This window comes from Stenotrophomonas sp. YJH_SMC_106-19 (assembly GCF_059368375.1).
Map to the genome: position 1 here is coordinate 293,766 of NZ_JCAFRQ010000003.1, position 22,516 is coordinate 316,281.

Here is a 22,516-nt window from a genome sequence, read left to right on the forward strand (position 1 = left end):
ACGCCAACGGCGCCCGGACGGGCGCTGAAGCGGAGAGGGAAGTCGACGCAGAACGTGGGGGACGTCAGCGAGAGGCTCAGGAGGACAATAGCCCCGCATGCGATCAATCGGCCGTGAAGCCCTGGCGATTTCTTTGTGACAGCGCGTCATGAGCTGAGTACGCATGCCGCGTTCATCACGCCCATCGATGCCTCCCGGACGGGACATCCACCTGGATGCCGTGAGCGCGCTACCCGTGGCCTGGGTGGTGGCGGTCGGTTGGGTGCCATATGCGACATCCCGTCGCAGGCGGTCCCTGCCTCCCCCTTGACCAATGTCAAACCGGCCGCCGGCACGCAGGGGTATCTCTATGCAGGACCCGAACACGCCGGCGTTTCCGGCAGCCACAAGGACCCTGCAATGCACGACACCCCCGACAACAGCCAGCTCCTGAACGCCCTGCAGAAGGTCATGGTGATCTCCACCACTGACCTGCAGGGCAACATCACCTACGCCAATGATCTGTTCTGCACGCTCACCGGCTTCGCACGTGAAGAACTGATCGGCCAGCCGCACAGCATCGTGCGCCATCCGGATGTGCCCAAGGCCGTCTACAAGGACATGTGGGACACGATCAAGGCCGGCGGCATCTGGACCGGCATCGTGCCGAACCTGGGCAAGGGGGGCGTGCTCTACGTGGTCGACACCACCGTGCAGCCGCTGCTCGACGCCGAGGGCAACATCACCGCGTACATCAGCATCCGCCGCGTGGTGAACGACCTGATGCAGGACTTCGAGCAGGTCGAGTTCAGCAAGGAGAAATTCGACGACTTCTACGAGGCCGCGTGAGCACCATCGCTGCCACACCGGTTCGCCGCCTGCTGGTGGGTTTCGCCTCCGAATCGGGCAATGCCCGCGCCCTGGCCCAGCGCCTGGGCGCGGACCCTGGCCTGCAAGCGCTCGCGCCGCAGGTGCTGCCGTTCAACGACATTGACGTTGCCAGCCTGGGCCAGGGCGATGTGCTGCTGGCGATCTCCAGTTCGTTCGGCGACGGCGAGCCGCCCGCGAACGGCGAACGCTTCTTCCAGAGCGTGTGCCAGACCGGGTCGCTGCCCGGCCTGCGCTACGCGGTGTTCGGCCTGGGCGACACCGGCTACCCTCGATTCTGCGGCTTCACCCGAGCGCTGGACGCGGCGCTGAGCGAACGCCAAGCGCAGCCGCTGCTGCGGCGGGTCGACGCCGACCTCGGCTATGAACGGTTCTTCCAGCAGTGGCAGCCGGTGCTCCGCCAGGTGCTCGAGGGCGATGCCGCCGCCGGCCAGGACCTGCACCTGCAGGTTACCGCCTACGGTGACGACAATGCCTTCGCCGCGCCCATCGTCGAGCGCCGTCGCGTCAACAGCAGTGATCCGGCCGCGTGGCACCTGCAGCTGGATATTGCCGGCAGCGGCATGGCCTACCGCGCCGGCGACACGGTGCACGTGCTGCCGGACCACGATCCCGCACTGCTGCAGGCCCTTGCCACCTGGTACGGCGACAATGCGGCCATCGCCATGCTGCAGGACCGCGAACTGCGCCTGCTGGGCAGGGGCGTGCTGCGCGAGCTGGCCAGGCTGGGCGGCAGCGAGCGGTTGAAGTCGCTGCTGAAGGTCAGCCAGAAGCGCGAGCTGGATGCCTACCTGCACGGTCTGGACGTGCTGGATATCCTGCAGGACCACGCCAGCCCGGACCGCGTGCCGCTGGCCAGGCTGCGCGACCTCCTGTCAGCGCGCCTGCCACGGGCCTACTCGATCGCCTCGCATCCCGGCAACGGCCAGCTGAGCCTGTGCATACGCGAAGTGCGCTACAGCCTGCGCGGCCGCGAGCGTTCCGGTACCGCCACCGGCAGCCTGCTGCGGGGGGGCAGCCACGCCCGCGTGTACTGCCGCTCCAATCCCGGCTTCCATCTGGCCGACACCGGCAGCGCGCCCCTGCTGCTGGTCGGCACCGGCACCGGCATCGCGCCGCTGATCGGCCTGGTGCAGCAGGTGCAGGCCAATGGCTGCGGACGCGAACTGCATCTTGTGTTCGGCGAGAAGCATTGCGAACACGATTACCTGTATCGCGAGCAGCTGCAGGACTGGCATGCGCGCGGCGTGCTCGCCGGCCTGCATCCTGCCTTCTCGCGTGACGGAACCGAAAAGGTGTATGTGCAGCATGTGCTGCGGCAGCGCGCCCGCGAAGTAAGGCAGGTGTTGTCCCGCGGCGGGCACCTGTACCTGTGCGGCAACAAGCGCCACCTGGAAGACGCGGTGCGCGAGGCCATCGACGCCATTGGCGGCCAGGGGCATTGGGACCTGCTGCGCGGGGAGGGCCGCATTCACTGCGAGCTGTACTGACCCTGCATCGATTCGGCCGGCCGTGGCCCGGCACGAGCGCATGCATCAATCGCCGACGACCCGGCCGTCCGCCATGTGCGCGACCTGCTGGCCGAAGACGACGGCATCCTGAGGATCGTGGCTGATCAGCAGCAGCGGAATGCCGGTACTGTCCAGCACCGCCGCCAGCTCCTCGCGCAGGTGCTGGCGCAGGTCGTGGTCCAGTGCGGCGAACGGCTCGTCCAGCAGCAATGCCTGCGGTTGGGTCACCATGACCCGCGCCAGGGCCGTACGCTGACGCTGGCCGCCGGAGATCTGCGACGGCAGCAGATCCCCCACGTGGTCGATACGGAACGCCTGCAGCCACTGCTCGACGACGTCGAAGCGCTGGCCACGGCGTGGATTGAACCACCCCCGCTGCAGCCCGAACGCCACGTTCTGGCGCACGCTCAGGTGGGGAAACAGCGCGTAGTCCTGGAACACGTACCCCAGGCGACGCCGCTGCGGTGGCAGGTCGACCCGCGCGTGGGAATCGAACAGCACCTGCCCCTGCAGCGTCACATGGCCCTGTCCGGGACGCAGCAGTCCGGCCACGGCCTTGAGCGTCAGGCTTTTGCCTGCCCCGGACGGGCCGAACACCACAACCTGGCGCTGCGTGCACTGCAGCGTGACGTCCAGTTCGAAGACCTGGCCCGCTGCCTGCATCCGGCGCTGCACCTTCAGGTCAAGCCACATCGCGCAGCTCCCTGCGATGCCCGCCCACCAGGCGTGCCGCCAGCAGCAGGATGACGATGCACACTACCGACGTCAGGATCACCAGCGCATTGGCCCTGCCGTCCTGCCCTGCCTGCACCGCCTCGTAGATGGCGATCGACAGCGTCTGCGTACGACCCGGGATGCTGCCGGCCACCATCAGCGTCGCGCCGAACTCACCCATTGCCCGGGCAAACGCCAGCAGGAGGCCGGCGAGAATGCCGCGCCAGGCCAGCGGCAGCGTGATGCGGAAGAACACCGCCGCCTCCGACACGCCGAGCGTGCGCGCGGCCTGCTCCAGCTGCCCGTCCACATCCTCGAACGCCGCGCGTGCCGGCTTGAACACCAGCGGCAGCGAAGCCACTGCCGCGGCGACCACCGCCGCCTGCCAGGTAAAGATCAGGTTGATGCCGAACCACGACTGCAACCACGCGCCGATGGGGCCGTTGCGCCCTATCAGCACCAGCAGGTAATAACCGAGCACCGTCGGCGGCAGCACCATCGGCAGGGTCAGCAGCGAATCCAGCAGTTCGCGGCCGGGGAAGCGCCGACGCGCCAGCAACGCCCCCAATCCAACGCCCAGCACCAGATTGATCGCCGTGGCCCAGCCGGCGACCTTCAGCGACAACCCCAGCGCGCTCCAGTCCAGGTCCATCCGTCAGGGCTTGCCGAACCCATGCCTGGCCAGGATCGCCTGACCTTGTGCCGACCGCACGAAGGTGGCGAAGCGCCTGGCTTCGGCTGGCTGCGTGCTGGCCCGGGTCACCGCCAGCGGATAGGCGATGCGTCCGGACACCGGCACTGCGAAGGCACAACGCACGCGGCCGGCCATGGCCTGTGCGTCGGTGGCGTAGACGAAACCGGCGTCCACTTCGCCCCGCGCCACGTAATCCAACGACTGGCGCACGTTCTGCGTGGTGACGATCCTGCTCTGTACCGACGGCCACAGGCCCGCCGCTTGCAGCGCACCCTTGGCATAGCGGCCGACCGGCACGCTGTCCGGGTTGCCCAGCGCGAGGCGCCGCACGTCGGCACCCGCGAGATCCTTCAGGCTACGTGGCCCGCCCCTGGTCTGCGGCGGCACCACCACCCACAGCGCGTTCACCGCGAACACCTCGCGGGTACCGGCAGCCAGCAGGCCCTGCTGCTGTGCCTGATCCATGGTGACTTCGTCGGCCGAAGCAAACACATCGACCGGTGCGCCCCGGCTGATCTGCTGCAGCAGCACGCCGGAGGCGGCGAAGTTGAAATCGACCCGGGCGCCGGGATGGGCCTTCTCATAGGCGGCACCGAGTTCACGGAAGCTCTCGGTCAGGCTCGACGCCGCCGATACCGTCAGCCCGGCTGCGTACGCCGGCAGCGACGCCAGCATCCCCAGCAACATCAGTCCCGCTCGCATCATCTTCGGCTCCCGGCCAGATTCAGTTCGGATCGGATTCATCGGCCGATGCCAGCAATGCCAGGCGCTCGGGCTGCAACAACAGGATTTCCCGCTGCCTGACCGCGATGATCCCATCATCGCTCAGCCGGCGCAGCACGCGGCTGGCGGTTTCCGGTGCCATCCGCAGGTAATTGGCGATCTCGGTGCGTGCCATCGTCAGGTTGAACCGGGTGGCGGAGAACCCGCGGCGTGCGTAGCGCTCGGACATGTCCAGCAGGAACGCGGCCATCCGCTCTTCGGTGCGATGGTTGGCCGCCAGCAGGGCAACCTTGCCGATCTCCGCACTGAGCAGGCTGAACAGCCGCGCCTGCAGGCCCGGCATGCGGGTGGCCAGCAGGCTCAGCCTGGGGAATGAGATCCGGCACAGGTACACGGTATCCAGCGCCACGGCATTGCAGGGAAAGCGTGCCTCGTGGATCGCGTTCAGGCCGATCACCTCACCGGGCAGACTGAAACCGAGCACCTGCTCGTTGCCCTGGCTGTCATCGACAAACGTCTTGACCATGCCGGCACGCACCGCCGCGATCGAATCGAACGGCTCGCCGGCGCGGAAGATGTAGTCGCCCGCGTGGAACGGGCCGACATGGTCGACCAGCACATGCAGTTCGCCCAGCGCGGCCTTGTCATACCCCTGCGACATGCAGGCATCGGAGAATGCACAGGTACTGCAGAAGTGCAGCGCGTCGCCGTCATCGGCAGCGGCGGGGTTCGGCGTCGCCGCGCCCTGGCGAACCTGGGGGTACGGAGTGGAGAACATCACGGAATGCCTGGATGAAGGCCTTCATCATACGGCAGGCGTGCCACGGCCGGTCTCACGGCGGCGGACGCTGCCCCCGCCGCTGATGGCCGCGCTGGCGCATGCTGTCGCGCACATCCACGTCGAACTGAAGCTGCAACGAACTGTCATCATCCAGCGCGATGGAAAATTCCAGACCCTCACGCGACGGCAGTCGTGCTGCCAGCCCCTGCACAGCATCGCGCGGCAGCACCAGCCGGCAGACCGTGCCACCGTCCAGCAGCACCGCCTGGTCGCCCCCATGCAGCGACAACGCGGTTCCCCACCCGCCCGTGCCACCAAATCGGGTCAGGTTCTCCAGCGAGTCACCGGCCAGCAGTGCTGCCAGTTCCTCTTCATCGACACGCAGGCGCATGGATTGCCGCTGCAGCTGGACTTTCATGTTGCGATGGACTCCCAGTCGGCCCCGGTATTGCAGTTGAACAGCAAGGCACGCTCATTCTCAGGCAGCGGCAACGCCGTCGCCGCCAGCCGCTCCTGCAGGGCACGCAGCGAACGCCGCGCCTGTGGATCTTCGATCAAGTTGCGCAGGGCCCGCCGGCAATGATCATCGATCTGCAGACACATCGGCAATGGCTCGCCGGAGAACACGCTGCAGGCGGAAGGCACCCCGTGCAGCCGATGCAGCAGGGCGACGGTCAACCTGGGCATGTCCACCGGCACCACCCACGCAACGGTATCGGGCATGGCCAGGGACACGCTGTAAAGCCCGCCCAGCGGGCCGCAGCGCGCGACCTGGTCGGGAATGCCATCGAAGGCCGGATGGTCACCGCTCACCCACACCCGCTGCGCACCGGCCTCGATCAACACGTCACGCATGTGCTCAAGCAGGGTGCGCCCGCGCCAGGGCAGCAGCGCCTTGTCGCGGCCCATGCGGCTGGACAGGCCTCCAGCCAGCACGATGCCGTCAATGGCCGTGCTCGTGGTCATGGCCATGTGCAGGCGTGCTGTCGGCATGGCACAGGCTGCAGCCCTCGCTCCAGGCGCTGTCGCCATCCTCGTAGTGTTCCTGCTTCCAGATCGGGCACTGGTGCTTCACTGCCTCGATCAGCTGCCGGCACGCGCGGAATGCTTCGTCCCGGTGCGGGCTGCCGGCGGCCACCACCACGGCCACATCGCCGATGCCCAGCCGCCCCCTGGCATGCGCCACATACAGCTTCAGGCGCGGCCCGAACGCCGCCTCCACCTCGGCCGCCAGGCGCTGGATTTCGTTCAGCACCAGCGGCTCGAACAGATCGTAGGTGATGCCCGTGACCACCCGGCCGACATTCACGTCACGTACCTTGCCGATGAACACGTCGATACCACCGAAACCCGGGTCGGACACGGCGGCGATCCCTTCTGCCGGGTCGATCACCCCGCGCGCCCGGTCCACGACCTTCGCAATCGGTTTCGCGTCCATCGCTCAGCCCCCGCTCACCGGCGGCAGGATGGCCACGCGGCCATCCTCCGGCAGCACATCGTGATCGCGCAGCACGCGCTGCTGGTCGGCGAAGGCCGAATAGTCCAGCAGGCCGGCACGGAAACCGGGCCAACGCACCGGCAGCAGCTCGCGCAGCGCCTGGCGCAGGTCGGCCACGGTCGCACCCGGCACCTCCAGCGTGATCTCCCGACGCTCATCCAGATCGGAGAACGCACCGAACAACTGCAACGTCACCTGTTTCATTCGCACTCCCTGCCCGTCAGCTGCACCGGGTCGGCGTGGCCCCAGCCCTGTACGCGCACCGCGCTGCCGGCCGGAACCAGATCGCCCTCGTCCTCCAGCACCACCCAGGCGTTGGCCTGCACCATGGACATCAGACGGAACGATTCCTGTCCGGACAGCACCCGCGCACTCAGCTGGCCCTGCTCGTCCAGCTCCACCCGCGCACGGGCGTGGACGCGCAGGCCGGGCGGCTTGCGCACCATCGCCTGCAGGGGAAGCCGCAGCACCGGTTCCTGCGCCAACCCCAGCAGCCGGCGCAGTACAGGCTCGACAAAGAACCGCTGCCCCACTGCCGCCGACACCGGGTTGCCCGGCAGGCCGAAATACAGCGCACCGTCGGGCAGTACCGCAAACAGCAGCGGCTTGCCCGGACGGATCGCCACTTTGTGGAACACGATGCGCGCCCCGCGCGCGCGCAGTGCGTCGGGCACGAAGTCGTAACGGCCCGCAGAGACCGCACCGGTACTGACCAGTATCCGCGCACCGGCCGCCAGTGCCTGGTCCAGCGCTGCATCGAACGCGGCCACATCATCACCGACGGTGCCCTGCCACACCACCTCAGCTCCGGCCGCGTGCAGCCGCCCGACCAGGTAGGGGCGGTTGCTGTCACGGATCTGTCCGGACGCCAGCGCCTGCGCCGCCTCGCTTACCAGCTCCTTGCCGGTGGCAATCACCGCCACCGCCGGTCGCGACATCACCACCACCTCGCCAACGCCAAGGGCGTGCAGCAGGGTCCGTGCGTTGATATCCACCCTCTGCCCGGCCCGCAGCACGCACTCGCCTTCGGCTACGTCCTCGCCCCGCAGACGCACGTTCTGGCCCGGCCTGACCACGCTCTTCAGCGCGATCCGGGTCGGACGGCCCGCTTCGCTGGCGAGGATCTGCACGTTCTCGATCGGTACCACCGTGTCCAGGCCGCCCGGCATGCGCGCGCCGGTCATGATCTCCCAGGCGCCCTCGCCGCCTTCGGCATCGCCATCACCCGCCGCCTGCCAGCCCTGCACCGTGAATTCGGTACCCGACTCGAACGCCACCCCGTCGGCGCGCAGCGCAAAACCGTCCATTGCCGAATTGTCGAACGGCGGCAATGCCTGCGCGCTGTGGATGTCACTGGCCAGGGTGCGGCCTGCGGCCTCCTGCAGGGGCAGACGCTCGGCGGGAAGCGGCGTGGCCGCCTCCAGCAGGCGCTGCAGTGCTTCACTGTAAAGAATCACGCGTGGTCACCACCGTCGACCATCGCCAGGGCGTGGCCCAGCACCGGCGCCAGGATGTCCAGGCACTGCGCTGCCGCCTTAGGGCTGCCGGGCAGCGCGAACACCAGCATGCTGCCCAGTTGCACCACCTCGGCGCGGCTCAGCCAGGCCATCGGCGTGTGCTGCGCGCTCAGCGCCCGGACCATCTGCGCCAGGCCATGCACCGGCCGCGCGTTCAACGAACGCAGCGCCTCCGGGGTGAGGTCGCGCGGGCCCAGACCGGTACCGCCAGTGCACAGGCACAGGCGCACGCCGTCGGCGGCCAGTGCCTGAAGGCGATCCGCCAACGGCTCGATGCCATCGGGCAGCACGTCGGCAGCCACCACCTCGCCGCCCAGCCTGTTCAGGCCGGCCACCAGGGTCGGGCCAGAAACATCCTCATAAGTACCTGCGCTGGCACGGTCGCTCAGGGTGATCACCGCGCAGGCCGCGCCTTGCAGGCCCTTCGGCGCACGCGGTCTGAAGCGCTCGCGCTCGGCATCATCCATGCCATCAGGATGCAGCCACAGGCCGCGCTTGCCACCTTCCTTGAACAGCAGGCGGATACCTTCGATGCGCAGCGCCGGTTCCACCGGTTTGCTCAGGTCGTACAGGGTCAGCAGCGCCGCGTTGACGCCGGCCAGCGCTTCCATTTCCACACCGGTACGCGCCTCGCTGGCACACTCGCACCAGACCCGGATGGCGTGCCGTTTCGGCACCGGCGCGCAGAACACCTGCACCAGCTCCAGCGGCAGCGGATGGCACAGTGGCATCAGCATCGACGCCATCTTCGCCCCCTGCAGGCCGGCGATCTCGGCCATGACCAGCGCGTCGCCCTTCGGCAGGCGACGCTCGACGATCAACGGGTACGCCAGCGGACCGGCATGCAGCTCGCCCACCGCCACCGCCCGCCGGCGACTGATGCGCTTGTTGCGGACATCGGCCATATGGAATGCCGCGTTCAGTTCCCCACTCATCGTGCTGCTCATCCTCCGATGGAAGCCAGGTGCGGGGTCAGCCCGGTCCGGCCCTGGTGCAGGCCATGCCCGGCCGCTTTCAGGCCAAGCTGGGTGGTGATGCGCGCCAGCAGCGCGTCATGGTCGTCATCGTGCTGCAGCAGCGCGCGCAGCGGCACGCCGAAGTCGCCGAACAGGCACAGCCGCAGGTCTCCCCTGGCTGTTACCCGCAAGCGGTTGCAGCCCTTGCAGAAATCGCGCGAGTACGGCGCGATGATGCCGATGCTGCCACGATGGTCCGGATGGCCGAACTCGCGCGCCGGGCCGGCATCGGCCGCCCGTGCACGCTCGCGCCAGCCGGCAGCCAGCAACTGCTCGATCACCCCGTCGGCACGCAGGTGATGCTGCTGGAAATAGGCTTCGTTGTCGCCGGTGCGCATCAGTTCGATGAAGCGCACGCTGAAGGGACGGTCGCGCAGGTACGCCATCCACTGCGGCAGCTCATCGTCGTTGAGGCCGCGCAGCAGCACCGCGTTGAGCTTGATCGACGGCAGCCCCAGCGCCTGCGCCAGGGCCAGGCCCTGCTCGATCTCCGGCAGGCGGTCATGCCCGGTGATCGCGGCAAAACGTTCGCGCCGCAGACTGTCCATGCTGACGTTCAGCGCCGTCAGGCCGGCGCGGTGCCAACCCGGCAGGCGACGCGGCAACTGCGTGCCGTTGGTGGTGATGGCCACTTTGCCGATACCCGGCACCGCCGCCACGGCCGCGATGATGTCATCAAGATCCTTGCGCAGGCTGGGCTCGCCACCGGTCAGCCGGATCTTGCTCATGCCCAGCGCCGCGAAGGCGCGGACCAGGCGGCTGATCTCCTCGACCTGCAGGAAACGCGGGCGGCCATCGGCCTGGTACCCCTCCGGCAGGCAATAGCCACAACGGAAGTTGCAGGCTTCGGTCAACGACAGGCGCAGGTACGGAAAGCTGCGTCCGAAACCGTCGGTGAGTTGGCTCATGGCTGGTCCACCTTCTTGCTCCACCGTCCTGCCTGTTGCCGCGTGATGTCGGCGCATCACAGCATGCGGCCTGCGCTGCCACGGGAGTGTGACTGGGCCCATCATGAACGATTTCCGGCAGCGGGTGCACGCTGCCGGGCAACAGGAAGAGCCGCAGCCAGTGTCCGGATGGATGCGCGCCAGGCTGACCGCGCCGCCCAGCGGGCCGGCGGTGGAGCGTCTACCTGCGGGCAGATCGTGCGCGCTTGCCGCCGTTGTGCTGCGCAGCCGCGCGGCTCTGTGCGAACTCGGGGAAGGTCTGCTCGATCGGGTCCACGTCCGGCAGGATGTAGAACACCCCGCCCCGCTCGAAGGTTGAACGGATGATGCGTTCGTAGAACTCCGGCGAGACGTTGATGCAGCCGTGGGTGACGCGGTTGTCGTCCGGCGACGGCGATGCCAGGCGCTCGACACGCCTCTCTGCTGGAACGCCGGTTGCGGTCGGATGGATGGAGACTGCGGACTCGTAGTCCACCCACAGCACCCGCCCTGCATCGATCGAAGGGCCGTAGCCGCCCACGAAGCGACCCGCAGGCGTGGTGCGGTCCCGTCCCGGAATGGCACGCAGGGCGAGACCCGCAACGCCGGGCGCGGTGTGGTCGCCGGTCGCTGAACCGAACAATGCAGGGGCCGCGCCGCGCAGCCGGCCGTCGCCACCGAACACCAGGATCTGCGCGGCAGCCTTGTCCATGACCGCGAACGGATAGCCTTGGCTGTCCTTGGACGCCACGACCCAGCCCGCCAGTTCGATCACGGTTTCGGAGACATCCTGGCCGGGTGGAAGTTCATCAACGGCGGCCGACGGCGGCGCGGCGGAATCTTCCGCATTGACGACACCGACCACCAGGAACGCCAACGCCACTGCCAGAGCAGCGCGATGGGCATGGCGCGCAAGGGATGAGTGGGTATGGATGGGAGCATTCCTCGAAAGCTGTGTTACGGGAGGACACCAGTGGCCGCTGCGGCCACTGGGCCCCTGACTCGGATGTGCAGGCTACAGGCGGTCAGCCGCGCGGGGTGCGGCGAGGCGCCCGTTCAAGCTGCTGGACGCGGCCTTCGATCTGATCCAGACGCTGGTTGGCCTGCTGCGCCGACTGATTGGCCGACTCGGCGCTCTGCGCCGCACCCTGCACCTTCACATCAAGCTGGTCGAGCCGCGAGTTGATCGTTGCGAAATCGTCCTTGTAGGTGGCGCAGGCCCCAAGGCCTACGGTGGCGACAATCGCCACACCGAGCGTACGTGCCATCATCAGGTGCTGCTTGGTAAGAATCATTCCACTCCCTCCTTCGTCTGGGGTGTCAGGAATATAGCGGCGTTTCGGCACACTCTCCGATTGGCTTTCAGCTGCAGGTGGAAGACGTGGACGTCGCGTGAAGACCCCGTCTCAACCACGTCGCCAAGCGAATCCGGCGGCAATCGCCAAGGATGCCGCGATCACCAGCGAGGCCACCACGAACGCGGTGCGCACCTCCGCGGGCGTTGCCGTGTCAGGCGCGACGGCAAAGAACAGACCGCCCACCAACGCCACCGACAGCGCCGCACTGATCTGCAGCGTCGCACTCACGATGCCTGCGGCCAGCCCGGCGTGGCGGGCATCCACATGGTCCACGCTCTGCTTCACCAGCGCCGGAAGCGCAATGCCCTGTCCTGCGCCGATCAGAAACAGCGGAAGCGGCAGCCACGACGGCATGTCCAGCAGCGCGAGCGCTGCGACCGCCAGCAGGCCCGCAACCTCCATCACCATCCCATGCGATGCACCCTGTGCGGCCAGCCGCCGGAACGCCGAACCACACAGCGGCCCGAGAAGGAAACCCAGCCCCAACGGCAGGATCGCCAACCCCGCCGACGCGCTGCTGCGCCCCAGCGCGGACTGCTGATACACCGCGAAGACGAGAAAGAACGCAGCCAGCGCGTAGAAGAAGAATGTCGCTGACAGACTGCGCCTCAACCCGCGCATCTGCAGCAGCGATGGCAATACCAGCGGCATCTGCCCACGCCCCACGCATCGTTGCTCATGCTTCCAGAACAACAGCAGCAGGGGGCCGCTTGCCAGCAGCAGTCCTACGCACCACCACGGCCACTGGCGCTGGCGGCCCTCGATGATCGGTACCACCAGCGCCAGCAACGACGCCGCCAGTGCCACCGCTCCGACAGCGTCCAGCCGTGCTCCCTGGCGGGCGTGCGACTCACGCAGCAGCACGAATGCAGCCGGCACCGCGGCTGCGATGATGGGAAGATTGATGAGGAACACGCTCCTCCACCCTGTCCCCCACAGATCGGCTGTCACAAGCACCCCTCCCAGCAGCTGCCCGCCCACCGACGCGAGGCCGAAGGTGGCGCCATACAGGCCAAGCGCACGGCCCTTCTCGCTGTCCGGGAACAGGGCATGGATCGATGCCAATGACTGCGGGGCCATCAGCGCGGCCGACATCCCCTGCAGCAGCCGTCCGGCCACCAGCACTTCAGCCGCAGGCGCCAGGCCGCACAGCGCCGATGCCAGGCCAAACCCCAGCATGCCTGCGATGAACACACGTTTCCTGCCGTAGATGTCGCCCAGCCGGCCTCCCAGGATCAGGGTCACCGCGTAGGCCGTGGCGTAGACCGAGATGACCAGCTGCGAGACATCCGGGGGCGCGTGCAGATCGACACGGATGGCCGGCAACGCGACATTGACGATGAAGAAGTCGAGCGGCGGCAGCAGCGTGCCTGTCAGCAGTACAGCCAATGCCATCCAACGGCGCGGATCGGGCGGTACAGCGGCCGCAGCGTCAGCCGGTAGATTCATGACGCCCCCCACTCAGCGCATGCCGCCAGAGGCAAGCAGCGTGTCGCCGCTCACCCATCGCGCATCGTCCGAGGCGAGAAATGCAACGATCGGCGCCACGTCCAGCACCTGGCCTGTCCGGCCCAGTGGTGTCTGCGCCAGATTCCAGGCCTGGAACCCGGAATCGACGACACCCGCAGCGTGCGTGCCCTCGGTCTCGATCAGGCCGGGATTGACCGCATTGACACGGATGCCGCGCGGGCCAAGCTCCCTGGACAACACGCCGGTAATGGCGTCCATCGCACCCTTCGAACCGGTGTAGATGGCGCTGTCCACCGGCAGGATGCGGGTCACGAATGAACTGATGTTGATGATGCTTGCACCGGGCCGCAGATGGGGAACGGCGGCGGCAGTGACCAGCAGCGGGCCCAGCACATTGATGTCGAACTGGTGGCGATAGAGCCCCTCGGTGGTGTCCTCGATCTTCGCGAACCGGTACACGCCGGAGTTGTTCACCACTACATCCAGCCTGCCGAACGCATCCAGGGCCGTGGCCACCATTGCATCGACCTCGCGCGCGTCACGCACGTCGGCGCGCACCGCCAACGCCCGACCACCGGCGGCTTCGATATCGGCAACGACCTGTTCGGCGCCCTCCCGGCTCGAGGCGTAGTTGACGACGACGCTGGCGCCGTCGGCCGCCAGGCGGCGGGCAACCGCAGCGCCAATGCCCTTCGAAGCGCCGGTGACCAGCGCGACCTTGTCTTTCAGCGTGTTCATATCAAGCGGATCCAGTTCCAGGGGGAGGCGGTCAGTGCGACCGGGGCCCATGCTGGACCTTTCAAACTTGTATGTGGACTGACACTGATGCACATTCGTCGTACATTTTTGAACGAGCACGATCATGGAATGGGGTGATGTCCGTGTCTTCCTGGCGATCGTGCGGGGCGGGTCGCTGGGTGAGGCGGCGCGGCGCCTTGGTGTCAGCCATCCCACGGTGGGCCGCCGGTTGAAGGCCCTTGAACAGCACGCCCGGCAGCCCCTGCTGCGGCGGACGCGGGACGGGCTGGTCACGACCGATGCCGGTGATGCGGTGCTGGCCCTGGCCGAAGCCATGGAGAACTCCGCCCTGGCCATGGAGCGCCGCCTGGAAGGCAGCCCGGGCCGGCTGGAAGGCATTCTGCGCATTTCGAGCGCGGACTGGTTTGCCTGCCACGTGCTGACGCCCGTGCTCGCCGAACTGGTACGCCGGCATCCGGCGGTGGTTCCGGAACTGATCGCCAGCTATCGACTGCTGGACCTGTCGCGCCGCGATGCCGACGTCGCGTTCCGCATCGTGCCGTTCAGTGAGCCGGACATCGTCCAGCGCCTCGTGATGACCCTGCCCTACGGCCTGTATGGTTCGGTCTCGACCACCGCCCGGCTGCAGGACGACCCCGATTCGGTCGGGCTCATCCTGATGAACACCGCGCAGTCGCACTTCCCCGACGTGGAATGGTTGCTGCAGCGGTTTCCGCGTTCGCCGCGCGCATTCACCAGTACCAGTCGCAGTGTCCAGGCGCAGATGTGCCTGCACGGTACCGGCATCGCCGTGCTGCCCCGTGCGTTGGGTGACGCGGTGGCCGGACTGCAGCGCATCGACTCACACGGGACGCCCCCTTCGCGGGGCATCTGGGTGGGCTATCACCAGGATCTGCGCCACATGGACCGTCTGCGTGCCCTGCTGGACATCCTCGATTCGACACTGCCGCCAACAGGCGCCGCCCCCTCGGCAGGAAAACAGACAGCATGATTCCGTTCACGGGCGTTGGCCTATGGTCCACCTCACCAGGCCGGCAGGACCGGCCACTGACAGGAGGATGCCATGAGGACCCGACACGTCGTACCTGCTCTGATGGTGGCACTGCTCGCCGTCGCACCGGCCTGGGCGGATCCGCCGCACCACGCCCGCGGAAACGGTCCCCCACCGCACGCAGGCGGGCCGCACAATCGCGATGCACCGCCGCCAGGATGGCAGAAGAAGGCATGGCGGCGCGGCGATCATCTGCCGTGGGCGGAAGTGGATCGTCGCTACTGGGTGGATGACTACGCACGCTACAGGCTGCGTGATCCCGGCCGCGGCCAGCGCTGGGTCCGCCAGAGCGACACCGAGTATCTGCTTGTTGAAATCGCCACCGGCGTGATCGTCGACGCGCTGCGTCGGTGAACGCAGCCCTGGCTGACCCATCGGGCGCAGACGCGCGATGGGTCAGCCCTTCCTGCGCTGCCTGCCGCTGCTGCGTCCAGCGGTGGGCGCTGAAGGGCTAGTTCGGCAGCGCGCGCGCGTTTCCGTTTGGCCGCAGATGGAGCTGCCCGGTTCCGGTATCCAGCAGGATGTTGAAGTTGCGCAGTGCTTCACTGCCCAGCGTGCCGTCGGCATTGGATCCATCCTCATCGATGGTGAACGACACCTTGGGCTGTTCCAGTCGCAGCCCGCCCACATCGGCCGATGCGATCCGTGCATCGACGGCCCGGATCTTCCTGCCCGCCGAGCCGCTGAACTGTGAGGTACCGATGGTGCGGGTGAACACCTCCTGCAGTCGGTGGCGCGAGCTGTACGCATGACCCAGATCGATGGCGCCGTTGCTGCCGGTGTCCACGAACAGCCAGGCCGCAAGTGTCGAGCCACCCTCACGCAGAAGCACTTCGATGGCGGGCGTATTGTCGATCCAGCGGACGTTCGCGCGGGTGTATCCGTGCAGATCCGGCAACCGGTCGTGCACGTGCAGCAGCTTGCGGTCGTAGTCGATCTCGATGATGCGCCCCGCGAAGAATGTCCAGCCAAGCACGGCGTCGAACGGACGCTTGCCGTAGTCGATCACGGCCGCCCCCATCGTCCGGCGCATGTCTCCCACGACGACCGTGTTGTGGGTACTGTAGTCCACGAAACTCACGCCATCGGAGCCGGTGTTCTCGGAGCGGTCATCGACCTGCATCGACGCCGCTTTGCGGGTGGCAACCGTGACTGCCAGTCCGTCAGCCCCGGTGTCGACAAGAAAGCGCAGCGGTCCTGACTGGTTGATCCGCCCTTCCACATAGATCCGGTGATCCTTGTCCTGCTCGAAAGGAAGGGTGATCGTCCCGGCCGCGGCGCGGGACTGCGGAAGAACAAGCAGCCCCGCAACCAGGGCGACGTACCACGGACGTATGGACTGGCGCATTGATGGCTTCCAGTGGAGGGCAACGGCAGATTGCCGCCTGCCTTGGATGCGGCAGGGGTGCAGAAGGTTTAGACGCCTGCCGCGCTGCCCTCGATGGTTCCGGACCGAAGCAAACCGGCGCCCGGCGCCCGCGGCCCCGTGTTGCCATCCGGCGCTGACGTCTGCGACCGCAGCATGCACGGGCCGTTGACGTCGCAATGCCAGACTGCTGGAGCGCGCTCCACCGTGGAGCGCCGTTGGTCGTGCGATCTTGGGGGGATCGGCAATGCCCTACTTCACTGATTCGACCGAGGTGGCCGTCGAGGGTATCGGCGCGGCGCGGCGCATCGGTTGGATGCGGTTCGTCGGCAGCAGCCTGGCGGCCCTCCCCCTGGCCTCCATCCTGCTCGAACGCCAGGATGGCGTGTGGCCATGGACACTGCTGCTGCTCAACGCGCTGGCATGGCCGACGATCGCTCTGGTCCTCACCCGGCGTTCCCCCGAGCCGGCCGCCACCCAGTTCCGCTGCATGGTGTTCGATTCCTTCCTTGGCGGCGCGTGGATCGCGTTCATCGCCCTCAGCATCGTGCCCAGCGCACTGTTCACCGCCCTGCTGGTGGCCGACAAGATCGCAGCAGGGGGAGTGCGGCTGGCGCTGCGGGCGACGCTGGCGCTGGTGCTGGGTTTTGGACTCGTCTGGTTCGCGCTGGGCTTCCCCTACCAGCCGACCACCTCGCAACGCAGCATCATGCTGAGCATGCCGTTCCTGTTCGTGTACGGCATCGGCCTCAGCATCCTGAGCTGGCAACTCGCGCGCCGGGTCAAATCACAGAACCGGCAGCTGCGGCGGCTGAGCCGGATGGATCCGCTGGTGGAGCTGGCCAACCGGGGCTTCCTGATCCACCGTGCCCAGCAGGCGCTGGACAAATCCCAGCGCCACGGTGGCATGGCGTGCCTGTTGATGCTGGATGTGGATGACTTCAAGCGCATCAACGACTCGCAGGGGCATCGCGCCGGCGATCAGGTCCTGCGGCATATCGCCACGACACTGCGCGAATTCGCCAGCCCGGCCGATACAGCTGCACGGCTCGGGGGGGATGAGTTCGTCGTGCTGCTGCGCGACTGCGCCGCGTCAGACGCCATGCAGATGGCGGCACGCATCCGGCAACGCCTGCACGAGAACGCACGCCGGACAGGACCGGCGAGCGATTTCAGTGTCAGCATGGGAGTCGCTGCGAGCCCGCGACACGGCAGTGTCGAGGACTGGCTGGCACTGGCCGACCGAGCCCTCTACCACGCCAAGCGGCAAGGCAAGGACACCGCCAGTTTCGCCCAGTAATGGCCGCGTAGCAGCGTCATCCCGGCCGGTCGCGGTCCCGATCCGGATCAGTGCGCCAGGGCGAAATCCAGGCCCGCACAGACCGCCGCGACCTGCGCGTCGTTGCACTCCTGCGGGTGGGTACGCGGACTGTCCGGGTAGACCTCCGTGGTGGTGGCAAAACGCGCATCGGTGAATCCGGCGCAGGCCCCGATCGAGCGCGATTCACCCCATACCACGCCCGGTGACTGCAACGGCAGGCCGACCAGGTTGCCTTCGGCATCGGCCGGGGCGATATGGGTGATCGGCGCCACGGCGGCGATCAGCGCCCGCTGGAATGCCGGTTGCGGGTCTTCGCTGTTGCCGATCACGTAGAAGCCATCGGGAATGGTGTCCCGCTCGAAGGGCTTGCCATCACGGGCGCAACGGGCCGGGTCGAACTCGTGCAGGTCGCTGTCGGTGGTTTCGTGCAGGTCCAGGTGCACCCGGATGTCGGCCTTGCGCCCGGCCACCCAGCGCATCAGCGAGGCGGCTTCCTCGATCAGGCCGCCGTCGCGGAAGCTGCGGTTCGGGTCCAGGGCAGCGGGGTTCCAGCGCTGGATGCGCTCATAGCCCCACGGACTCACGCAGGGGGCCACGATCAGGTTCAGACGCCCCAGGTACCGCTCGGCCTGCTGCTCCAGGAACTGCAGGGCACCGTGTACGCCGCTGGTCTCATAACCATGCACGCCGCCGGTAACCAGCGCCGTCGGCAGTGCCGGGTTCCAGTCGTGGTTGACCACGGCGAACAGGGGATAGTGGTCCGGCGCGTAATCGAGCTGCCCGTACTGGATCACGTCGAAACGCTCGTCCAGGCGTTCCAGCGCCGCCACCACATCGTCATGGTAGCTGCGCTGGCGTTGCTGGCGGGCCCGCCACTGCGCGCGTTCCGGATCGCCCCAGGGCTGTCCGGGGGTGCCGATCGGGTAGAACTGCGCAACAGTCATGGGTGCTCCAGAGGTCGAACGTGGTGAGTGCAGCCGGTCATTCTAAGCCTTGTGGCGCCTGCGGGCCCGCCCACCCGTCCCGCCCTTCATCCAGCCAGGCTCATCTGGCTGTAAAATCAACGGTTTTTGGCCCCTCACCCCTTGATGGCGAACGCAGCGCAGACGGTCCTGGGTGGACCGGATTTCCTTCGCCTGCTCGCCCGTCTCAGCGACGGCGCGATGCCGGCCACCAGTCCCGTCCTGACCGATCGCCTCGGTCAGTGGGTGGACTGGAGCCGTGCTGTCGCGCTGTCGACGGCACTGGGCGGACGCGTGCCTGCAGCGGCGGACGCGGGCGAGGCGATGGACGACCTGCTGGCCGACTGCGAGCAGGCCCATGCCAGCCTGCTGGCGTCGATTCGTGACGATGCCGAAGCCGAGCGCCTGCTCGATCTGGCCGAGGCGGCCGCCACACCCACCTTTGCCTCGTTGCGGCAGCGCTACCGGGTACTGCAGCAGGCCATCCAGACCGCGACCGGGCGCCTGCGCGGACGCCTCCGTGACCAGTTGCTGCGGGCCTCGCCCGATTTGGCGCGGCTGGCCGAGATCGACGCCGTGATGGAGCAGACCCTCAGCCCGCGCGAGCACAGCCTGCTGGCCATCGCCCCGGCAGTGCTGGGCACCCGCTTCGACCGCGTGCATGGCCAGCCTGGCTGGCGCACCGCATTCCGCCATGACATGCGCTCGCTGCTGCTTGCCGAGCTGCAGCTGCGCTTCCACCCGATCGAGGGGCTGCTGGCAGCCCTGCGCTCCCACTGACCCGGAACACCATGTCCAGAACTGCTTTCCCTGTCGTTGTCTTCCTTGTCGGCCTGCTGGCCGTGTGCTGGATCGGCATCGGCTACGTTTCGGTGCACCCGCTGGGTGCAGCGGTCGCGGCGGTCATTGCCGCCTGCTACATCGCCGGTGGTGTGGAGCTGTACCGCTACCGCCAGGCCAGCGCGGGCCTGCGCGATGCCCTGGGCGATCTGTCCGCCGCCGAGGAGCGCCTGGCACCCTGGCTGGAGCGCGTGCCGGCAAGCCTGCGCAATGCCGTGCGCCTGCGCGTGGAAGGTGAGCGCACCGCCCTGCCCGGCCCGGTCCTGACACCGTACCTGGTCGGCCTGCTGGTGCTGCTGGGCATGCTCGGCACCCTGCTGGGCATGATGGACACCCTGCGCGGCACCGGCCTCGCCCTGCAGGGCGCCACCGACATGGCCGCCATCCGCGGCTCGCTGGCATCCCCGGTACAGGGCCTGGCCGTCGCCTTCGGTACGTCGATTGCCGGTGTCGCCAGTTCGGCCATGCTGGGGCTGCTTTCGGCGCTGTTGCGCCGGGATCGCCTGCAGGCCGTGCAGCAGCTCGACCGTGCCATCTCCGGCCCGCTGCACCCGTATTCGCAGGCGTGGCAACGCGCCGAATCCCTGCGACTGCTGCAGGCGCAGTCCGCAGCGCTGCCGGCCCTGGTCGACCGCCTGCAGGCGATGACCGGTGCCTTCGAGCAGCACAGCCTGGCGGCCAACGAACGGCTGCTGGCCGGCCAGGCCGAGTTCCTCAGCCAGAGCCAGGCGCTGCAGGAGCGCCTGGCGGCCTCCCTCCAGCAATCGCTGCGCGAAGGCGCCGAAGCCAGCGCAGCGGCCATCGGCGGTGCCCTGCAGCCGATGGCGGAAACCACGCTGGCTGGCCTGGCCAGCCACGGCCAGGCCCTGCATGCGCGCGTTGAACAGGCGGTGCAGCAGCAACTGGCCGGGCTGGCGGACGGCTTCGAGCGCAGCCGCGTATCGACTGAAGCCAGCTGGACGCGGGTGATGGCCGAACAGGCCCAGGCACAGCAGGCGCTGGTGACCGACCTTCGCCAGCATCTGCAGGCCTTCAGCGATGCCCAGGGTGCACACGGCGAAGCAGTGGTGGCACGCATCGGCGAACGGCTGCAGGCGGATGCCGACCGCCAGACCGACGCGTGGCGCACTGCAGCCGACCAGCAGCATGCGCTCAACACCACGCTGGTCGAGCGCCAGCGGCAGGCACTGGAGGCGGTCAGTCAGCATCTGGACGAACGGGCCCAGTCGCTGCTTCACGCGCTTGAAGAACGTCATGCAGCCAGCCAGTCGCTGCTGCAGGACCACGAGCAGCAGCGCCAGGCGCGCTGGGAGGCCGCCAGCACCCATCTGCAACAGGCCCACGCCGCGCTGCAGGCACAACTGCAGGCCGGTGACGAACAGCGCCTGCAACGCTGGAGCGACGCGCTGCACACCCTGTCGAACGATCTGGCCGAACGCCTGCACGCCAATGGAGAACGCCTGGCTGCGCAGCAGCAGCAGATCTGCGACACGCTGGCGGAGACCGCGCAGCAGATCGGCGAGAACGGCCGTGCCCAGGCCAGCGCAACGCTCGCGGAAGTCTCGACCCTGCTGCAGACGGCTGCCGCCGCACCGAAGGCCGCTGCCGACGTCATCAACGAGCTGCGCAGCACGCTCTCCGAGAGTCTGGTGCGCGACAACGCGATGCTGGAGGAGCGCGGCCGCCTGCTGGCGACGGTGCAGACCCTGCTGGATGCGATCAACCATGCCTCGCATGAACAACGCAGCGCGGTCGATGCACTGGTGGGCGGCTCGGCGGAACTGCTGGAGCGCGTCGGCAACCGCTTCACCGACCACATCGCGGCCGAAACCGGCAAGCTCGACGGCATCGCTGCACTGCTCGATGGCAGCGCCACTGAAGTCGGCCACCTTGCCGGCGCCTTCGGCGACGCCGTGGCCCAGTTCGGCGCCGCATCGGCCGAGCTGTCGGGCCGGCTGGAACAGATCGGTGGCGCGCTGGATGCCTCGCTGGCCCGCAGCGACGAGCAGCTGGCCTATTACGTGGCGCAGGCGCGCGAGGTGGTCGACCTGAGCGTGCTGTCGCAGAAACAGGTGATGGAGGAGCTGCAACAGTTGGCCGCGCGCCGCGGCAAGGCCGGCACCGCATGAGCGACGAGCTGGAGGTCGACGGCGGTTCGCACGCGCCGATCTGGGCGGCATTCGGCGACCTGATGTCGGTACTGCTCGGCGCGTTCGTGCTGATCCTGGTCGGCGTGGTGGCGGTCCAGCTGGAACTCTCGCAGCGGCTGGAGGATGAAGTCAGGCAGCGCCAGGCCGAAGCCAAGCGCCTGCAGACGCTGGAGCAGGCACTGGCCGGCCCGCTGGCGGCGGGCCGGGTGACGCTGGTCGATGGCCGCATCGGCATCAGCGGCAGTGTGCTGTTCGCCCTCAATTCAGACCAGCTGCAGCCGGAGGGCCAGGAGCTGCTGCGCAGCCTGGCCGCACCGCTGGCTGCCTACCTGGGCAGCCGCGAAGAGATCCTGATGGTCAGCGGCTTCACCGATGATGCGCCGGTGCGCGAAGGCAACCGTCGTTTCGCCGACAACTGGGAACTGTCCGCGCAGCGTTCGCTGACGGTGACCCGTACCCTGATCGCCGATGGCGTACCGGCCGATGCGGTGTTCGCCGCCGCCTTCGGCAGCGAGCAGCCGGTCAGCTCCAATGCCAGCGAAGATGGCCGCGCGCGCAACCGCCGCGTGGAGATCGCGCCGATTCCCAGGCCCAGGGCACCGGATGGCAGATAAGCTGCCAGCGCTGGAGGGGCTGCGTGCACTGGTGCGCGATCTCGATGCGGGGTCGCGCTCGCTGGCGGACTACCCGCAGGTGCCGATGCTGCAGCAGGTGCAGCACGAGTGGTCGGAGCTGCGCAGTGAACTGCAGGTGCGCCGTTCGCTGCGCGCCGAGGCCCCTGCCGACGGCGGCCCGCTGAACTCCGCGGTACTGGTGCAGCGCATGCTCGATTCGATGCAGGCCGCCAGCCCCGGCTATCTGCGCCACTTCATCGATTACGTCGATACCCTGTCGTGGTTGCAGGCGCTGCAGGACGGTGCGGCCAGCGGCGGTGATGCGGCGAAACCGAAGCGCGCGCGCAAGCCCCGCAACCCCGGTTGAGGCCCGGCCCT

Annotated in this window: 26 protein-coding genes; 9 read left to right on the forward strand and 17 right to left on the reverse strand. The window is 68.1% G+C overall.

All coding sequences use genetic code 11. The features are described from left to right. Nucleotides 1-399 precede the first annotated feature (399 nt). Nucleotides 400-828, forward strand: a complete 429-nt coding sequence (locus AC5P5M_RS12120) for a PAS domain-containing protein (protein ID WP_111186849.1) — start codon at nucleotides 400-402, stop codon at nucleotides 826-828. Beyond that, nucleotides 825-2,357, forward strand: coding sequence for a flavodoxin domain-containing protein (locus tag AC5P5M_RS12125; RefSeq protein ID WP_111186848.1), 1,533 nt, complete (start codon nucleotides 825-827; stop codon nucleotides 2,355-2,357). Before AC5P5M_RS12120 ends, AC5P5M_RS12125 begins: the two co-directional genes overlap by 4 nt. Nucleotides 2,358-2,402: 45 nt before the next feature. Here AC5P5M_RS12125 and AC5P5M_RS12130 read toward each other — a convergent pair whose 3' ends face one another. The 15 genes from AC5P5M_RS12130 to AC5P5M_RS12200 all read right to left on the reverse strand — a co-directional run bounded on the left by AC5P5M_RS12130 (nucleotide 2,403) and on the right by AC5P5M_RS12200 (nucleotide 13,939). Then, nucleotides 2,403-3,071 carry a sulfate/molybdate ABC transporter ATP-binding protein gene (locus AC5P5M_RS12130; RefSeq protein WP_128988275.1) on the reverse strand — a complete coding sequence of 223 codons (669 nt, stop codon included), beginning with the start codon at nucleotides 3,069-3,071 and terminating at the stop codon, nucleotides 2,403-2,405. After that, nucleotides 3,061-3,744, reverse strand: a complete 684-nt coding sequence (gene modB / locus AC5P5M_RS12135; RefSeq protein WP_065176130.1) for a molybdate ABC transporter permease subunit — start codon at nucleotides 3,742-3,744, stop codon at nucleotides 3,061-3,063. The genes AC5P5M_RS12130 and modB overlap by 11 nt, the downstream gene beginning before the upstream one ends. Before the next feature lie 3 nt (nucleotides 3,745-3,747). Next, nucleotides 3,748-4,491 carry a molybdate ABC transporter substrate-binding protein gene (modA, locus tag AC5P5M_RS12140; RefSeq protein ID WP_461289330.1) on the reverse strand — a complete coding sequence of 248 codons (744 nt, stop codon included), beginning with the start codon at nucleotides 4,489-4,491 and terminating at the stop codon, nucleotides 3,748-3,750. Between the two features lie 19 nt (nucleotides 4,492-4,510). Further along, nucleotides 4,511-5,287: a helix-turn-helix domain-containing protein gene (locus AC5P5M_RS12145; protein WP_053519761.1), complete on the reverse strand. Its 777-nt coding sequence runs from the start codon at nucleotides 5,285-5,287 to the stop codon at nucleotides 4,511-4,513. A gap of 55 nt (nucleotides 5,288-5,342) precedes the next feature. Further along, on the reverse strand, nucleotides 5,343-5,708 hold the full coding sequence (locus AC5P5M_RS12150; protein WP_111186844.1) for a hypothetical protein: 366 nt from the start codon (nucleotides 5,706-5,708) through the stop codon (nucleotides 5,343-5,345). Then, the gene (gene mobA / locus AC5P5M_RS12155) at nucleotides 5,705-6,262 is read right to left on the reverse strand and encodes a molybdenum cofactor guanylyltransferase (protein ID WP_430544323.1); all 558 of its coding nucleotides are present in this window, start codon (nucleotides 6,260-6,262) and stop codon (nucleotides 5,705-5,707) included. The genes AC5P5M_RS12150 and mobA overlap by 4 nt, the downstream gene beginning before the upstream one ends. Then, entirely contained in the window at nucleotides 6,234-6,728 is a 495-nt protein-coding gene (locus AC5P5M_RS12160; RefSeq protein WP_414487411.1) for a molybdenum cofactor biosynthesis protein MoaE, read from the reverse strand. Before AC5P5M_RS12160 ends, mobA begins: the two co-directional genes overlap by 29 nt. A gap of 3 nt (nucleotides 6,729-6,731) precedes the next feature. Then, entirely contained in the window at nucleotides 6,732-6,992 is a 261-nt protein-coding gene (locus AC5P5M_RS12165; RefSeq protein WP_495205946.1) for a MoaD/ThiS family protein, read from the reverse strand. Further along, nucleotides 6,989-8,245, reverse strand: a complete 1,257-nt coding sequence (locus AC5P5M_RS12170) for a molybdopterin molybdotransferase MoeA (protein WP_495205947.1) — start codon at nucleotides 8,243-8,245, stop codon at nucleotides 6,989-6,991. Before AC5P5M_RS12170 ends, AC5P5M_RS12165 begins: the two co-directional genes overlap by 4 nt. After that, on the reverse strand, nucleotides 8,242-9,240 hold the full coding sequence (gene moaCB / locus AC5P5M_RS12175; RefSeq protein ID WP_495205948.1) for a bifunctional molybdenum cofactor biosynthesis protein MoaC/MoaB: 999 nt from the start codon (nucleotides 9,238-9,240) through the stop codon (nucleotides 8,242-8,244). The genes AC5P5M_RS12170 and moaCB overlap by 4 nt, the downstream gene beginning before the upstream one ends. Nucleotides 9,241-9,248: 8 nt before the next feature. Further along, nucleotides 9,249-10,229, reverse strand: a complete 981-nt coding sequence (gene moaA / locus AC5P5M_RS12180; RefSeq protein ID WP_277380740.1) for a GTP 3',8-cyclase MoaA — start codon at nucleotides 10,227-10,229, stop codon at nucleotides 9,249-9,251. A gap of 220 nt (nucleotides 10,230-10,449) precedes the next feature. After that, nucleotides 10,450-11,130: a hypothetical protein gene (locus AC5P5M_RS12185; protein ID WP_495205949.1), complete on the reverse strand. Its 681-nt coding sequence runs from the start codon at nucleotides 11,128-11,130 to the stop codon at nucleotides 10,450-10,452. A 142-nt stretch (nucleotides 11,131-11,272) separates the two neighbouring features. Then, a complete protein-coding gene (locus AC5P5M_RS12190; RefSeq protein WP_053519770.1) occupies nucleotides 11,273-11,542 on the reverse strand; it encodes a hypothetical protein in 270 nt (89 codons plus the stop codon). 111 nt (nucleotides 11,543-11,653) lie between these two features. Further along, nucleotides 11,654-13,054 carry an MFS transporter gene (locus AC5P5M_RS12195; protein WP_495205950.1) on the reverse strand — a complete coding sequence of 467 codons (1,401 nt, stop codon included), beginning with the start codon at nucleotides 13,052-13,054 and terminating at the stop codon, nucleotides 11,654-11,656. 12 nt (nucleotides 13,055-13,066) lie between these two features. Further along, a complete protein-coding gene (locus AC5P5M_RS12200; RefSeq protein WP_461289819.1) occupies nucleotides 13,067-13,939 on the reverse strand; it encodes a glucose 1-dehydrogenase in 873 nt (290 codons plus the stop codon). Between AC5P5M_RS12200 and AC5P5M_RS12205 the strand changes: the two genes are divergently transcribed. Both AC5P5M_RS12205 and AC5P5M_RS12210 read left to right on the forward strand, forming a co-directional pair. Further along, a complete protein-coding gene (locus AC5P5M_RS12205; RefSeq protein WP_495205951.1) occupies nucleotides 13,938-14,825 on the forward strand; it encodes a LysR family transcriptional regulator in 888 nt (295 codons plus the stop codon). The two genes, AC5P5M_RS12200 and AC5P5M_RS12205, sit on opposite strands and share 2 nt — an antisense overlap. Before the next feature lie 72 nt (nucleotides 14,826-14,897). After that, a complete protein-coding gene (locus AC5P5M_RS12210; RefSeq protein WP_053519774.1) occupies nucleotides 14,898-15,239 on the forward strand; it encodes an RcnB family protein in 342 nt (113 codons plus the stop codon). 97 nt (nucleotides 15,240-15,336) lie between these two features. Here the strand turns inward: AC5P5M_RS12210 and AC5P5M_RS12215 are convergent, their stop codons facing one another. Next, entirely contained in the window at nucleotides 15,337-16,413 is a 1,077-nt protein-coding gene (locus AC5P5M_RS12215) for a retropepsin-like aspartic protease (RefSeq protein WP_495205952.1), read from the reverse strand. A gap of 85 nt (nucleotides 16,414-16,498) precedes the next feature. Between AC5P5M_RS12215 and AC5P5M_RS12220 the strand changes: the two genes are divergently transcribed. Beyond that, nucleotides 16,499-17,551 carry a sensor domain-containing diguanylate cyclase gene (locus AC5P5M_RS12220; RefSeq protein ID WP_495205953.1) on the forward strand — a complete coding sequence of 351 codons (1,053 nt, stop codon included), beginning with the start codon at nucleotides 16,499-16,501 and terminating at the stop codon, nucleotides 17,549-17,551. A gap of 47 nt (nucleotides 17,552-17,598) precedes the next feature. Here AC5P5M_RS12220 and AC5P5M_RS12225 read toward each other — a convergent pair whose 3' ends face one another. Further along, nucleotides 17,599-18,516: a M14 family metallopeptidase gene (locus AC5P5M_RS12225; RefSeq protein WP_065176143.1), complete on the reverse strand. Its 918-nt coding sequence runs from the start codon at nucleotides 18,514-18,516 to the stop codon at nucleotides 17,599-17,601. A 144-nt stretch (nucleotides 18,517-18,660) separates the two neighbouring features. On the opposite strand from AC5P5M_RS12225, the gene AC5P5M_RS12230 reads away from it, so the two are divergent. The 4 genes from AC5P5M_RS12230 to AC5P5M_RS12245 are packed head-to-tail and all read left to right on the forward strand — an operon-like array spanning nucleotide 18,661 to nucleotide 22,505. Next, a complete protein-coding gene (locus AC5P5M_RS12230; protein WP_065175212.1) occupies nucleotides 18,661-19,314 on the forward strand; it encodes a DUF3348 family protein in 654 nt (217 codons plus the stop codon). 11 nt (nucleotides 19,315-19,325) lie between these two features. Beyond that, entirely contained in the window at nucleotides 19,326-21,503 is a 2,178-nt protein-coding gene (locus AC5P5M_RS12235; RefSeq protein ID WP_495205954.1) for a DUF802 domain-containing protein, read from the forward strand. After that, nucleotides 21,500-22,138, forward strand: coding sequence for an OmpA family protein (locus AC5P5M_RS12240; protein WP_053517790.1), 639 nt, complete (start codon nucleotides 21,500-21,502; stop codon nucleotides 22,136-22,138). Before AC5P5M_RS12235 ends, AC5P5M_RS12240 begins: the two co-directional genes overlap by 4 nt. Next, complete coding sequence (locus tag AC5P5M_RS12245) at nucleotides 22,128-22,505, forward strand: DUF2894 domain-containing protein (protein WP_128987977.1); 378 nt, start codon at nucleotides 22,128-22,130, stop codon at nucleotides 22,503-22,505. The genes AC5P5M_RS12240 and AC5P5M_RS12245 overlap by 11 nt, the downstream gene beginning before the upstream one ends. Nucleotides 22,506-22,516: the final 11 nt, after the last annotated feature.